Origin of the sequence: Neisseria sp. SLRRB23, assembly GCF_050896295.1 — a bacterium.
In the GTDB taxonomy this organism is placed as follows: Bacteria; Pseudomonadota; Gammaproteobacteria; order Burkholderiales; family Neisseriaceae; genus Neisseria.
The window spans coordinates 1-14099 of sequence record NZ_JBPBFH010000044.1 but is presented as its reverse complement, the minus strand read 5'-3'; the positions used below and the strand labels follow the sequence as shown (position 1 = coordinate 14099).

Here is a 14099-nt window from a genome sequence, read left to right as displayed (position 1 = left end):
AGATGTGTATAAGAGACAGGTCTTAAATATTCTATTTCTACCTTTTTACCAGTCCTACCAATCTTTTTTTATTGCGCTTGGTTGTTTGTTTGCACTGGTTAGAAAAATGCAAAGCTTAGATTTTAAATTACAAAATCATATTGTATTGTTAAATATAAAAAGTGCTTGGGCAGATAAAAAAGTATTTTTGATTAGGATAGTAGTGTCATGGTTGGCGGTAATGGAAATATGGATGTGTTTTATTTCGGAATCATCAACGTGGGTATGCGGTGCTTTTTGTTTAAATAGTGAAATATTGGAAAAAATTTTTCGTGGCTTTGGTTATTCTGGTAGTTTATATTTTTTATTTATATTGATGATTGATCTCAATAAGTTAAGAGAGAGTATTTGAATTTCATGTTTTGCTTGACTTAAACTCAAGGAGAGTAACAATGATTGGTAGTGGTGATACTAAACAATGCAAAAAATTTTGATATAAAGAATAATAAAAAAGAAAATAATAAATTAAATAGTAAATTATCCATACTACACCCCTTATGCATAAATTATAAGAAAATAATTAGTAATACAGCCTAGTGCAGACTACTTTTTTGCTGTTTCAATGCCTTTAAAAGCAGCCTACACCTTTTTCAGACGGCCTTTTTTCCTCCATCCTTACTTAACTATCACCCTGTCTTTCAAAGTCTTCAACACATTCTTCACGGTGTTAATCCTGACTTCGATATTTTCCATCTCGGTTGTAAATCTTAACTTATCCGCTCCAGCCAGCCGGTATTTTTTATCTGTCTGAATCAGCAGGATGATTTCTGTCGGGTCGATTTGGTGGTGTTTACCAAAGGTAATGGTTACGGCTTCGCCGGTGGCGTCGATGGCGTCTATACCCAATTCTTTTGCGGCGAGCCGCAGGTGGTGGCTTTCGATGAGGGTTTTGACGGGTTGTTCTGGCAGGCCGAAGCGGTCGACGAGTTCTTCGTGTATGGCGTTGATTTGCTGAACGGTTTCGCATACGGCAAGGCGTTTGTAGAGGACGAGGCGCTCGTGGATGTCGGGGCAGTAGCTTTCAGGCAACAGAGCGGGGCTGTGCAGTTTGATTTCGGTGGTGATGCCCAATGGCGCGTCAAGGTCGGGCTGGCGGCCTTTTTTGAGGTCGCGCACGGCTTGTTTGAGCATTTCGGTGTAGAGCGTGAAGCCGACCTGTATCATTTCGCCGGATTGTCCTTCGCCGAGGATTTCGCCTGCGCCGCGGATTTCCAAATCCTGCATGGCAAGGGTGAAACCTGCGCCGAGTTCGTCTGCCGCCGCGATGGCGTCGAGGCGTTTTTCTGCGTCTTTGGTGATGTATTCGGGCGTGAGCAGGTAGGCGTAGGCTTGGTGGTGGCTGCGGCCGACGCGCCCGCGAAGCTGGTGCAGTTGCGCCAGTCCGAATTTGTCGGCGCGGTTGATGATGATGGTGTTGGCGTTGGGGATGTCGATGCCGGTTTCGATGATGGTGGAGCAGAGCAACACGTTGAATCTTTGCTGCAAAAAGTCGCGCATCACTTGCTCCAGTTCGCGCTCACGCAGTTGTCCGTGCGCCACGCCGATGCGGGCTTCGGGCAGCAGGGTTTCCAGCCGCTCGCGCATGTTTTCGATCGTATCCACTTCATTGTGCAGGAAAAACACCTGCCCACCGCGCTTGAGTTCGCGCAATACGGCTTCGCGCACGCTGCCTTCGCTGAACGGTTTGACAAAGGTTTTGACGGCAAGGCGGCGGCTCGGGGCAGTGGTAATCAGCGAGAAGTCGCGCAGGCCTTCGAGTGCCATGCTGAGGGTGCGCGGAATCGGCGTGGCGGTCATGGTGAGGATGTCGACATTGGCGCGCAGGCGTTTGAGCTGCTCTTTCTGGCGCACGCCGAAACGGTGTTCTTCGTCGATAATGACTAAACCTAAGTTTTTGAATTTTATGTCATCCTGTACCAGCTTGTGCGTGCCGATAACGATATCGACCGTGCCATCCGCCATGCCTTCCAGCGCGGCTTTGGTGGCTTTGCTATTGTTGAAACGCGAAAGACTGGCAACTTTCACGGGGAAATCGGCGAAACGGTCGGCGAAGTTTTGCTCGTGCTGCTCGACCAGAAGCGTGGTCGGTGCGAGTACGGCGACCTGTTTGCCACCCATTACCGCCACAAACGCGGCGCGCAGGGCGACTTCGGTTTTGCCGAAGCCGACATCGCCGCACACAAGACGATCCATCGGCTTCGCCTGTGTCAGGTCTTTAATCACGGCAGCGATGGCTGCGGCCTGGTCTTCGGTTTCTTCGTAGCCGAAGCCGTCGGCAAACGCCTGATAATCCAGCTCGTTGATTTCAAACTTGTGTCCCGATTGAGCGGCGCGTTGGGCGTAGAGGTTGAGCAACTCTGCGGCGGTGTCGCGCGCTTTTTCGGCAGCTTTGCGCTTCGCTTTGTTCCATGCGCCGCTGCCGAGCTTGTGCAGGGCGACGTTTTCATGCGCCTGACCGGAGTAGCGGCTGATTAAATGCAGTTGAGAAACAGGCACATAAAGCTGCGCTTCGTCCGCATATTCGAGCAACATCATTTCGTTGGTTTCGCCGCCCAAATCCATCGTCACCAAGCCCATATACCGCCCGATGCCGTGTTCTTCGTGCACAACAGGATCACCGATATTGATTTCGGCAAGGTCGCGCAACAAGCCGTCTGAAACGGCGGCGTGTTTCTTACGGCGGTTGTGGGCGCGCGAACGGGCGACGTATTGGTAGAGGTCGGATTCGGTGATGACGGCGATGGCACTTTGGTCGGCAACCGCTTTTCCCTCTCCCCAACCCTCCCCCACGGGGGAGGGAGCAGGCTGCTGTCGGATTTGCCCGTGCAGATTACTTGTACCGAGGGGCAGGCTGCTTTCGGTTGAAACGGCGGCTGCTTTCAGGCCGTCTGAAACGGCGGCGGCACTTTGTTCCCTCTCCTGTGGGAGAGGGCTAGGGAGAGGGTTTGTTGCGGATACGGAAAATTCGGTTTGAGCAGCAACTGCTTTGCACTCTCCCCAACCCTCCCCCACAGGGGAGGGGGCAGGTTGCTGTCGGATTTGCCCGTGCAGACTATTTTCGATGGGGTACAGGCTGCTTTTGGTTTTCAGGCCGTCTGAAACGGCGGCTGCACTTTGTTTCCTCTCCTGAGCGAGAGGGCTAGGGAGAGGGTTTGTTGCGGATGCGGAAAATTCGGTTTGGTCGGCAACCGCTTTGCCTTCTCCCTCGGAGGTGGGAATAGTTTGCTGTTGGCTTGAAGATTGCAGTCCGCCCAGTTTGAATCCGTAAGCCAACGGCGCGACCGTAATCATCAGCGGCTCGTGCGCCGATAAAAAGCCCTGCCAGTCGGACACAGGTTTGGCTTTCAAGCCGTTTTGCTGCAAGAAACCGAGCATGGTTTCGCGCCGTCCCAAACTTTCGGCGCACAGCAGAATCCGTCCTTCAAATGCCGTCTGAAAGTCCTTCAATGCCTGCAACGGCTCGTCGGCTTGGCGGTTGACGGCAAGGTCGGGCAGGGCGTGTTCCTTGCCGGAAACATCGGGCAGAACTTGTCCGTAGTTTTTCAGACGGCCTGCGAATACGTCGGTAGAGAGATACAAATGCTGTGGAAGCAAAGGCGGATAGGTTTCATCGCCCTGTGCCATGGCGTAACGTGATTTGACGTCGCTCCAAAAGCGGTTTGCCTCGGCGTGAACATCGCCCAAAGAGACAAACAGCGCATCTTCGCCGATATAGTCAAACAGCGTTTCCAGCTCGTTTTCAAAAAACAGCGGCAGATAATATTCCACGCCTGCGCCGAAGTGGCCGTTGCTGACGGCTTTGTACACGGCGGCATTGTTCGGATTACCGTCGACTTCCTCGCGGAAGCGGCTGCGGAAAATCTTTTGCGCCCCGCTGTCGGTGGGGAATTCGTGCGCTGGCAGCAGGCGGATTTCGGAAACGGGGGAGATGGTGCGCTGCGTGTCCGTGTCAAAGGTTTTGATGCTTTCGATTTCATCGTCGAACAAATCGATGCGGTAAGGCATCTCGCTGCCCATCGGGAATAAATCCACAATGCCGCCGCGCACGGCAAACTCGCCCGCCGCGACAACATGGGAAACATGGTTGTAGCCCGCATCCACTAAATCGGTTTTCAGACGGCCTATATCCAAAGTCTGCCCCGTTTTCAGCCAAAACGTGCGCCCTGCCAGAAACGGCACAGGTGGCAGCTTCTGCATCGCCGTGGCAACCGGTACGAACAACACGTCCGCCGCGCCGCTTTTAATCTGCCATAACGCCGACAGACGCTCCGACACCAAATCCTGATGCGGCGAAAAACGCTCGTAAGGCAGCGTTTCCCAGTCCGGCAGGAAGACCGCCGTATCGTGCGGACGGAAAAACCGCCATGCCGTCTGAAGGCGCAACGCCTGTTCCGCATCTTGGGTCAGCACGACTTTGAGCCGCTTATGCGGCAGATAACGCGCCAAAGCCAGCGGCAGCGAGCCTTGAGACAGATTAAGCCAACGGGATTTTTCACGGGGTTTGGGAATAGGATAGGTCATGGCGCGGAAATATTTTAGATACGGAGGCAAACGGCAATTTTAACACGATGGCGATAATCTGATGCCGTCTGAAAGATTGATTAGCATGAAAACAGTGAAGCGAATTGTTAGCTGCCATACTTTGTGGTAAATTTTAGAAACTAAACTCTAAATTATGGGCAGCGGTTTGATAAAACTGTCCGTTAATAGAAATTAACCGGAAAATATGATGACACACACTGAATCAAGCGCGCAGCCGTCAACCATGGACACGGCTGCTTTTTTAAAGCACATCGAATCCGCATTCCGCCGCATTTTTTCAGACGGCATCAATCTCATGCAATACCTGCCCGAAGACAAATGGCTTGCCTTGAAGCAGGCTGGTTTGCTGTTGTCCTTCCTCGACAAAAAACACGGCGGCCGCAGGGGCAGCCAGTTTGAAATTCAGGAAGTATTGCGAATTGCGGGGCATTACGGCGTGCCCGTTACCCTGCGTACCGGCATCGAAGGCGCGCTGGTGTTGCAGCCCCTGCAAGAATTCGGCGACGAAGCGCAAGTCGCGCAAGGTTTGGACATGGTTTTCAAAGGCGAGGGCGGCGGTTTGGGCATTACCGAACCTGAAACCTCCGGTGCGGCGATTGCACGCGAAATGCAGTCCTACTACGAATATACCGACGAACAAACCATTTACGTCAATGCCGCGAAATACTGGCAGGGCAACTCGCAAAGTGACTTCCTCCTAGTCGCCGCCAAAGAACGCAAAAACGGCAAACTCTCCAAAGTCATCAACCTGCTGCTCGTTCCTAAACAATACATCCGCTACGAAGCCCTCACATCCGAAGGCTTGCGCGCCGTCCGTTACGCCGTCAACCACATTGATGCCCAAATGCCTGCCGCTGCCGTCATGAAACTCTCTCCGAGCGACGCCGCCGGTTTGCGCGCGTTCCAAAACATCTTTATCCGCAGCCGCCTGCAACTGATCGGCATGACGCACGGCATTATGGAATACATCCTTGAAAACCTGAACCGATACGTCTGCAACGACATCAAATTCGTCGATTACGAACGCTGCGAAATCCAACGCCGCTATCAGGTTTCCGAGATTCTTTACCGCTACGTCTGCCATTCCGTTTCGCCCGTTGCACCAGTCGCCCATCAATTAATGGAGGCAAACATCGTCAAAACCCTCGCCACGGAATACACTTACGCCGCCGCGCAAATGTTGCAAAAACTCTTGGGCGCGAAGGGTTTTGAACGCGGACACACCGCCAGCAATATCGCTATCGACATCCGTCCCTTCACGATTTTTGAAGGTCCGAACGATATGCTTTATGCCGAAATTTACGACCAGTTCGTCCGCGCTACCGCCGAAGAAAAAGAAGCAGGCATTAAGTTGGACAAAAACCAAACCCTGCTCGACCGCCTGCAAACCGATGCCCGCTTTGCCGCCGTTGCCCGCGACTACACTTTGCCCGAAGACATCCGCAGCTTCCTGCAGGAACACACCCTGACCGACGCCTGCGCCCTGCAAAAAGTCTTCATCGGCAAAATCATCGCCCGACTCTTTGTCTTCGTACAGGCAGAACACGAAGACACCGCAGCCTTCCTGCTGAACGACATCCGCAAAGACATATTGGACTGCCGATATTGCGGATAGTAATGATTGGGTATGGGTTGGCGTTGAAGTGCAGTTGCTTTCAGACGGCATGCTAAGGCATCGTCAATGTCGGAGTCAGATGAAGGTTTGTATTGAATTTTAAAGAATGACGGATGATGGCGTAATTTTTGAAGGTTATCTCGCAGGGCAGGGGAGATTCAAAAATACACCGGCTCGGCAAGGGCAATAAAAAAGCCTTGAAACTGTTGAATTTCAAGGCTTTATTCGTATTACAGGATACTGCTGAAAATAGGGTATGGTGGAGGCGGGGGGAATCGAACCCCCGTCCGAAAGTCCTCTACAAAGCGTTCTACATACTTAGTCGTATCTATTTGGAATCTTATCCCCGTCATGCCGACCGACAGGCCTTCAGGGAACCAGTTACCTTAAGTCTCATTTCTTGCCAAGTAACCCGGCAGGAAACCAGTCAATGTAAGATGACGTTGCTGTGGCTTTCGCCACACAGCCCATTGACCGACTGCTGCAACGGCTAGCCTTAAGCGGCTAAAGCGTAAGTTTCGTCGTTTGCGACTATTTGAATTCAGTGTTTTACGGGAATCTGAGACCCCGGTATGCCCGCATCTGCTTCGCAACCCCCGTCGAAACCAAGGTCGCCCCCAGAAATGGTTTGCAAATTATACGGATATTGTGCGGTGCTGCCAAGTCTGTCGGAGAAATTTGTCAGTCTTGCTGCCTTAATTTGCGTTTGAGCAGGATGCGGACGCAGCCGTCGTTGCCTTCCCGCGGTTCGACATAGGCGAGTACCTCAGGGTGCTGCATCAGCCAGTTGCGGGTCATATTTTTGAGTACGGGTGTGTAGCCTTTGGAACCTAATCCGCTGCCGTGGATGATTTCTCCGCATACACCGCGTTTTTGGGTGAACTCGATGAATTCGTTGAGGATTTTTTGGGCTTCTTCTTGGTTGTAGCCGTGCAGGTCGACATCGGTAACGACGGGATAGTATCCGTTTTTCAGGCGTTGGATGTCATTTTTTCCCTGTCCGTTTTTGCTGAAGCTGGTAGGCGGTTCATTGTATGTGCTGCCGATGTAGAAATAGTTTTCTTCGTCGGTGCGGTTATCTTTAGGACGGACTTTGATGGGGGTTTTGTCGGGCGGTGCATAATATTGTTGCCGGTTTTTTAATGGGGAGACTTGTCCGACTGCTTGTGAAAAATCCAAATCCTGTTCTTGTTTTTGCTTGTGTTTTTCGGCTTCCTGTTTTTCTGCCGCTTCTTTTTTGGCCTGTTTGCCCAGTTGTTTGAGGATGTTTTGGAAGTCGGTATTCATGTTTTTTCCTGTTATTGGTTTTGTCGTTATTTTGGCTTGAAAATGTGATTGTAGGGGAATTTGTTTGGGCTTGCCAGGATGGGCTTACGGCGGTTGGACGATGCCGTCTGAAAGTGGTTCAGACGGCATCAGGCGGTTTGGGCGGTATGATGTTTATTTTTTGGAGGTTAATTGGTCGAGCATGCCGCCGTCGGCGAAGTAGGTTTTCATGATTTTTTCCCAGCCGCCGAATTTTTCTTCGGGAGAGAAGGTGTCTAAGTCTGGGAAGTCGGCTTTGTGCCGTGCCAATACTTCGGCGTTACGCGGGCGCAGGTAGAGTGAGGCGGCGAGTTCTTGCGCCGGTTCGCTCCAAAGGTATTCGAGATAGGATTGGGCGGCTTCCTGTGTGCCTTTTTTTCCGACGACGCTGTTTACGACGGCAACGGGGCTTTCGGCGGAAATGGTGTAGCTGGGATAAACAATCTCGAATTGTCCTTTTGTCAGTTTTTTGCTGACGTAGTTGGCTTCGTTTTCAAAAGTGATGAGTACGTCGCCGATGTTTCGTTGTGTGAAGGTGGTGGTGGCGGCTCGTCCTCCGTTTTCAAAAACGGGGGTGTTTTTGAGAATGGCTGCAACGAGTTTTTGGGTTTCCTGTTCGTTGCCGTTGGTTGCTTTCAAGCCGTAGCCGTACGCGCCGAGGAATGCATAGCGTCCGTTGCCTGTGGTTTTCGGATTGGCGATGACGATTTTAACACCGTTTTTGGCAAGGTCGTTCCAGTCGTGGATTTGTTTCGGATTGCTTTTTCGGACAAGGAAAACCATGGTGCTGGTGTAGGGGGCGGCATGGTCTGGGAGGGCTTGTTTCCAGCCTTTTTGTACCAATCCTTTTTTTTCGAGCAGGTCGATATCGGAGGATTGGTTCATGGTGACGACATCGGCTTGAAGGCCGTTGGCTACGGATAATGCCTGTTTGCTGGAACCCCCGTGGGACTGTTGGATGCTGACGGATGTGCCGGGATGTTTGGATTGGTATTCTTTGATAAATAATGGGTTGTATTCTTTGTAGAAATCCCGTGCCACATCGTATGAGGCATTGAGCAGGGCGATGGTTTTACCGTTGGATTCGGTATTTGCCGGGATATTTTGCCCTGACGGATTATCTGGGTTTGCAGAGGGGCTGCATGCGGTGAGCAGGGCTGCGGTATAGAGTGCAGGTGCGTAGGTTTTCATGTGCGTATCCTGTCGGTTGGTGGATACGGCAACTCTATACGGCTATTGGTGTTTGTGGAAATAATGTTTGATTTGAAGATTATCAGTTTTGGTTATAAGGAGTAGTCAGAGGTGTTTCCGCATCAGTTCGCATTTGATTTTGATGCTTGAGTCAAGCTGCAATATTGCGGAACCGAGTGATTCGTAGCGGTTGATGAGGTAAAACGGGATGGAGTTGAGCGAGGCATAGAGTTTTAGGAAACTCAGACCGGACTGGCGGGCAATGGTTTCTGCCTGATGAAGCAGCGAAGTACCCAGCCCCAGATTATGGAACAAGGGGTGGACGTAAAGTGCGTCAAGCTGCGCTTCGCGACAGTCGATTTGGAAAAAGCCTTGAATGTTGCCTTTATATTCTGCGACCCAAAGTGCTTTATCGGGATCTGAAATGGTCGGTAGGTAGCTGTCTGTATTGAGCAGGCCTTCCCATACTTGCAGGGCCTGTTCGTTGTAGCTGCGGATGCAGGTGTATTGGACAGAGTGCAGGTGGACGTTGAAGATATCGTTGCAGTCTTGTATGGTAGCGGGGCGTAACAGTGTCAACAGGCTCATGGCGGTATATTAGCAAGGTTGGCGTATGGATTGTCGGCAGACTTAGGCTGCCGGCGTTCCGATTATAAAGACTGGTGTAGGATTTTTGTTTGCAGGAATACGGAGTCGGAGTCAGTTCCCAATATGGTGAAATGCCCCATTTTCCGACCTTTCCGCGCGGCTTTTTTGCCGTAAAGATGCAGATGTGCATTCGGATGGCTTTGCAGCGGCAGCCATTTGGGTTCGCCGCCGTCTTCCTGCCAAACGTCGCCCAAAATATTCGCCATGCAGCATGAAGAAAGCAACTTGGTATCAGCAGGCGGCAGGTTGCACATAATGCGTACCTGTTGCTGGAACTGGTCTATTGCGCAGGCATCTATCGTATGGTGTCCGGAATTGTGCGGGCGCGGCGCGATTTCGTTGACGACCAATTCATGCGTGTCGCCGACGACGAACATTTCCACCGCCAACACGCCGACATAATCCAATTCGTCCGCTAAGCGTTGTGCCATTTGCCGCGCCTGTTGCTGCACGTCGGCACTCAGCCGCGCGGGGACGATGGAATAAGCCAAGATGCCGTTTTCGTGGATGTTTTCGGCGGGGTCGAAGGTTTGCACGTTGTCATTGTTCAGACGGCATACGATAACGGAAATTTCGCCGCGTAAATCCACCATTTTTTCCAAAACGCAATCCACGCCGCCGTGTTCGGTAAACGCAGCTTTGAGTTCATCCACCGTTTTGACGCGGATTTGACCTTTTCCGTCGTAGCCCAACGTAGCCGTTTTCAGGATGCCGGGCAAAAATTGCGCGCTTGCTTCGTTGATGTCGTCTGAACGGCAAATCGCTTGATACGGCGCGGTTTGCAATCCCGCTTTGCGTATCCACGCTTTTTCCTCAATACGGTTTTGCGCGATAGCAACGCAGTCGCCGCTGGGGGAAACGTTGGTATGCTTTGCCAGAAAACGCATCGCGTCGGCATTGACGTTTTCAAATTCGGTGGTAACTGCCGCGCATTTTGCCAACTCGTCCAAAGCGGCTTGGTCGTCAAATGGCGCGCACAAATGGCGGTCGGCAAATTCCGCCGCCGGAGCGTTCGGATCAGGGTCGAGAACGGTTACTTTGTAGCCCATGGTTTTGGCGGCAACGGTAAACATTCTGCCTAATTGGCCGCCGCCGAGGATGCCGAGCATGGCGGGCGGGAGGATGGGGGGGTTATTCATAGCGGTTTAATTTGTCTGTGTTCTACTGTTTATTTCAGGTTGTCTGAAACCGTTAATCCGTCGTTCCTGTGCAGGCGGAAATTTAGGCCTCAATCTTTTGGAAATATTTAGAGATTCCCGTCATTTCAAATTTCTGGATTCCCGCTTGCGTGGGAATGATGCGGTAAAGGTAGTTGTTTTAATCAAACGATTGCTGCTTATTGTTTGGATTTTCAGACGGCCTGTTGATTCCTTAAAGGCTGTCTAAAAACGCCAAGTTTACCTATCCAACCCTTCCTGCACCATCTGCGCCGCCCGAACCACTGCTCGGGCTTTGTTTTGCGTTTCCTGCCATTCTGATTCAGGATTGGAGTCGGCAACTACGCCTGCGCCGCTTTGGACGAAGAGGGTATTGTTTTTAATCACGGCGGTGCGGATGGCGATTGCCAAATCCATGTCGTTGTTGAAGCCCCATACGCCGACGGCACCGCCGTAGATGCCGCGTTTGCTGGGTTCGACTTCTTCGATGATTTCCATGGCACGGACTTTTGGCGCGCCGGAGAGTGTGCCGGCGGGGAACGTGGCGGCGAGGATGTCCATGTTGGTCATACCGTCTTTCAGACGACCTTCGACGTTAGAGACGATGTGCATCACATGGGAGTATTTTTCAATCACCATTTTGTCGGTTACTTTGACTTCGCCTGTTTTGCTGATGCGGCCAACGTCGTTGCGCCCTAAATCAATCAACATGACGTGTTCGGCGATTTCTTTGGCGTCGCTTAATAAGTCTTGTTCGTTGGCAAGGTCTTCGGCAGGGGTTTTGCCGCGCAGGCGCGTGCCGGCGATGGGGCGTACGATGACGTCGTCGCGTTCGCGGCGGACGAGGATTTCGGGGGAGGAGCCGACGATGTGGAAATCGCCGAAATCGTAGTAGAAGAGATAGGGCGAAGGGTTGAGCGTGCGCAGGGCGCGGTAGAGGGCGAGCGGGCTGTCGGTGAATTCCATGCTCATGCGCTGGCTGGGGACGACCTGCATACAGTCGCCTGCGAAGATGTAGTCTTTGATTTTATCGATGCAGGCTTTGAACGCCTCTTCTCCGAACCCGCTGACGGCTTCGGTTTTCCTGCTGCCGAGCGAGAGCGGGATGGCGCAGCTTTGGCGCAACTGGGTGCGGATATCTTCGAGGCGTTCGCGGGCGCGTTCGTAGCCGTCGGGCTGCGAGGGATCGGCATAAACGATGAGGTGGATTTTGCCGCTCAAATTGTCGATAACCGCCAACTCTTGCGACAGCATCAGCAAGATGTCGGGCGTGCCGAGCGGGTCGGCTTTGGCGCTGTTTTTCAGGCGGTGGGCGAAATGCTCGAAATTGTAGATGGTTTCGTAACCGAAGTAGCCGACCAGTCCGCCGGTAAAGCGCGGCAGGCTTGGGATTTCGGGTGTTTTGAAACGGTTGTGGAAAGCTTCGATAAAGGGCAGGGGGTTGCCGTCGTGTTGCTCGACAATTTCGCCGTTTTGATAAACATCGACGTGTTTGCCGCTGGCTTTGAGATAGTGGCTGCAAGGCAGGCCGATAAAGGAATAGCGGCCGAAACGTTCGCCGCCGACAACGGATTCGAGCAGGTAGGTATAGGGGCGGTTGGCGAGTTTGAGATAGAGGGAAAGCGGCGTATCCAAGTCGGCAAGGAGTTCTTGCACGAGCGGGATGCGGTTGTAGCCTTGGGTGGCTTGGGCTTGGTATTCTTGTTTGCTGATCATTTCTGCTTTCCCAAAAGGCGGTTTCGGACGGCATGATAAGGGGTGCGAGTATAGCATTTTATCGGAATTGTTGACAGTCTGACCGGAGATGCCGTCTGAAAAAAGACGGGCTTACGGCTTTGTTTTGCGCTGCCGGTATTGTTTCCATTTAAACAGATAACCTGTGGTTACGGGAATCAGGGCTAAGATGGTTTTGAACGTCCATGATGCATACCAAGGTAAAGAATCAGGTGCGACCGATTGATTCAGATACGGCCACCAACAGGCAGTCAGGCAGCCGAGCAGCAGCGGCCAGATATGCCGGCTGAGGTTTTTTTGCCAAAGGAGGAATGATGCGGTAGACCAAAGCAGGGTAAGGGCAGTGATTTTTAACACGGTATAAGCATCCGCTCCAAACAGGGCGGCGAGAAAATACGTACCGGCAATCCAGAGGACGGCAAGTATCAGGACGATGATTTCTTCAGGTCGTTTGAACATTTTTTTTCTTCCTATTTGATTTCAGACGGCATTGCCGTTCTGTTTGGTTTCCAGCAGCTCCCAGCGTTCCAGCTTTTCCAAAAGCAGTGTTTCGATTTCTTCGGCGCGGTTTTGCAATGCACCTGCTTTTTCGTAATCTTTGAAAATTTCAGGATCGGAAAGTTGGGTATTGATTTCAGCCTGTTCGGCTTCCAAAGCGGCGATTTCGTCGGGCAGGGCATCGAGTTCGCGCTGTTCTTTGTAGGAAAGTTTGACCGTGCGGTTGGCTTTGGGCTTTTCTTTGGCGGGTTCGACATCGGATGCTTTGGGTGCGGATGCCGTCTGAATTTTCTCTTCGCGTGATTTTGCGTCGATATAGTCCTGATAGCCGCCGATGTATTCTTTCAGACGGCCTTGTCCTTCGAAAACAATGCTTTGGGTAATCACGTTATCAAGGAACATACGGTCGTGCGAGACGAGGAATACCGTACCTTGGTAATCGCGCAGCAGGTCTTCGAGCAGCTCTTGACTGTCGATGTCCAAGTCGTTGGTCGGTTCGTCCAAAACCAGAATATTAGCAGGACGGGTAAAGAGTTTTGCCAGCAGGAGGCGGTTGCGTTCACCGCCAGAGAGCGATGAAACGGGACTTTGTGCGCGGGCTGGATGGAACAGGAAATCTTCCAAATAGCTCATCACATGCTTTTTCTTACCGCCGACTTCAACGTAATCATTGCCCTGTCCGAGCGTGTAAAACACGGTGTCGTTTTCGTTCAACGCGCTGCGGAACTGGTCGAAATAGGCGACCTCCTGCTTGCTGCCGATGCGGATTCTGCCGTAGGTCGGCTGCAATTCGCCCAAAATCAGCTTGAGGAAGGTGGTTTTGCCGATGCCGTTTGGGCCGATTAAGCCGATTTTGTCGCCGCGCTGCAAGATGGCGGAGAATTTATCCATGATAACTTTGTCGCCATAGGCAAACGAGGCATGTTCCAATTCGGCGATGATTTTGCCGCTTTTCTCACCGCTATCGAGCTTAAAGTTGACCTGCCCTTGTACGTTGCGGCGTTCGGCACGCTGGCGGCGCAGCTCTTCCAAACGACGCACGCGGCCTTCGTTGCGGGTACGGCGCGCTTCGATGCCTTTGCGTATCCACGCTTCTTCCTGCGCGTGGAATTTGTCGAAGAGGCGGTTGTGTTCGGCTTCAACCGCCAACTCTTGCGCTTTTTTCTCGCTGTATTTGGAGAACGAGCCGGGATAGGAGCGCAAAATACCGCGATCGAGTTCGACAATGCGCGTGGCGATATTGAGCGGAGGTATTTTTCCACATTGTAAATAGGGACGATGATGGAGAAAATCATAAATATCAATCCGTTGTATTAAGATGTTTGCGCGTATGCCTCAAACCCGCACCCGCAATGCGTTTGCATTCGCAC

The 14099-nt window shown here is 51.9% G+C and carries 9 protein-coding genes, 1 other RNA gene and 1 pseudogene; 2 read left to right on the top strand and 9 right to left on the bottom strand.

Annotated features, from left to right (window positions below; genetic code table 11):
* The first annotated feature begins 4 nt into the window (after positions 1–4).
* On the top strand, positions 5–391 hold the full coding sequence (locus tag ACRPFF_RS10130) for a hypothetical protein (RefSeq protein ID WP_432674578.1): 387 nt from the start codon (positions 5–7) through the stop codon (positions 389–391).
* Between the two features lie 263 nt (positions 392–654).
* Here ACRPFF_RS10130 and mfd read toward each other — a convergent pair whose 3' ends face one another.
* Entirely contained in the window at positions 655–4560 is a 3906-nt protein-coding gene (gene mfd / locus ACRPFF_RS10125; RefSeq protein WP_432674576.1) for a transcription-repair coupling factor, read from the bottom strand.
* A 208-nt stretch (positions 4561–4768) separates the two neighbouring features.
* On the opposite strand from mfd, the gene ACRPFF_RS10120 reads away from it, so the two are divergent.
* On the top strand, positions 4769–6196 hold the full coding sequence (locus tag ACRPFF_RS10120; RefSeq protein ID WP_432674577.1) for an acyl-CoA dehydrogenase family protein: 1428 nt from the start codon (positions 4769–4771) through the stop codon (positions 6194–6196).
* Positions 6197–6453: 257 nt separating this feature from the next.
* Here the strand turns inward: ACRPFF_RS10120 and ssrA are convergent.
* From ssrA to ACRPFF_RS10080, 8 genes and pseudogenes are all read right to left on the bottom strand, one after another.
* Positions 6454–6815: a transfer-messenger RNA gene (gene ssrA / locus ACRPFF_RS10115) on the bottom strand.
* Between the two features lie 62 nt (positions 6816–6877).
* A complete protein-coding gene (locus tag ACRPFF_RS10110; RefSeq protein ID WP_432674575.1) occupies positions 6878–7483 on the bottom strand; it encodes a Smr/MutS family protein in 606 nt (201 codons plus the stop codon).
* A gap of 153 nt (positions 7484–7636) precedes the next feature.
* Positions 7637–8692, bottom strand: coding sequence for a sulfate ABC transporter substrate-binding protein (locus tag ACRPFF_RS10105; protein WP_432674574.1), 1056 nt, complete (start codon positions 8690–8692; stop codon positions 7637–7639).
* A gap of 105 nt (positions 8693–8797) precedes the next feature.
* The gene (locus tag ACRPFF_RS10100; RefSeq protein ID WP_107863622.1) at positions 8798–9280 is read right to left on the bottom strand and encodes a GNAT family N-acetyltransferase; all 483 of its coding nucleotides are present in this window, start codon (positions 9278–9280) and stop codon (positions 8798–8800) included.
* A gap of 62 nt (positions 9281–9342) precedes the next feature.
* Positions 9343–10479: a 5-(carboxyamino)imidazole ribonucleotide synthase gene (locus tag ACRPFF_RS10095; RefSeq protein WP_432674573.1), complete on the bottom strand. Its 1137-nt coding sequence runs from the start codon at positions 10477–10479 to the stop codon at positions 9343–9345.
* A 258-nt stretch (positions 10480–10737) separates the two neighbouring features.
* Complete coding sequence (gene trpE, locus ACRPFF_RS10090) at positions 10738–12213, bottom strand: anthranilate synthase component I (protein ID WP_432674572.1); 1476 nt, start codon at positions 12211–12213, stop codon at positions 10738–10740.
* A gap of 111 nt (positions 12214–12324) precedes the next feature.
* A complete protein-coding gene (locus ACRPFF_RS10085) occupies positions 12325–12690 on the bottom strand; it encodes a hypothetical protein (RefSeq protein WP_432674571.1) in 366 nt (121 codons plus the stop codon).
* Between the two features lie 21 nt (positions 12691–12711).
* A pseudogene (locus ACRPFF_RS10080) lies at positions 12712–13971 on the bottom strand (ATP-binding cassette domain-containing protein); the annotation flags it as partial.
* Between the last annotated feature and the right edge of the window lie 128 nt (positions 13972–14099).

Bases quoted from the DNA above. Each gene is read 5' to 3' on its own strand.
- mfd (WP_432674576.1), bottom strand. From the start codon at position 4,560: ATGACCTATCCTATTCCCAAACCCCGTGAAAAATCCCGTTGGCTTAAT.
- ACRPFF_RS10120 (WP_432674577.1), top strand. From the start codon at position 4,769: ATGACACACACTGAATCAAGCGCGCAGCCGTCAACCATGGACACGGCT.
- ACRPFF_RS10110 (WP_432674575.1), bottom strand. From the start codon at position 7,483: ATGAATACCGACTTCCAAAACATCCTCAAACAACTGGGCAAACAGGCC.
- ACRPFF_RS10105 (WP_432674574.1), bottom strand. From the start codon at position 8,692: ATGAAAACCTACGCACCTGCACTCTATACCGCAGCCCTGCTCACCGCA.
- ACRPFF_RS10100 (WP_107863622.1), bottom strand. From the start codon at position 9,280: ATGAGCCTGTTGACACTGTTACGCCCCGCTACCATACAAGACTGCAAC.
- ACRPFF_RS10095 (WP_432674573.1), bottom strand. From the start codon at position 10,479: ATGAATAACCCCCCCATCCTCCCGCCCGCCATGCTCGGCATCCTCGGC.
- trpE (WP_432674572.1), bottom strand. From the start codon at position 12,213: ATGATCAGCAAACAAGAATACCAAGCCCAAGCCACCCAAGGCTACAAC.
- ACRPFF_RS10085 (WP_432674571.1), bottom strand. From the start codon at position 12,690: ATGTTCAAACGACCTGAAGAAATCATCGTCCTGATACTTGCCGTCCTC.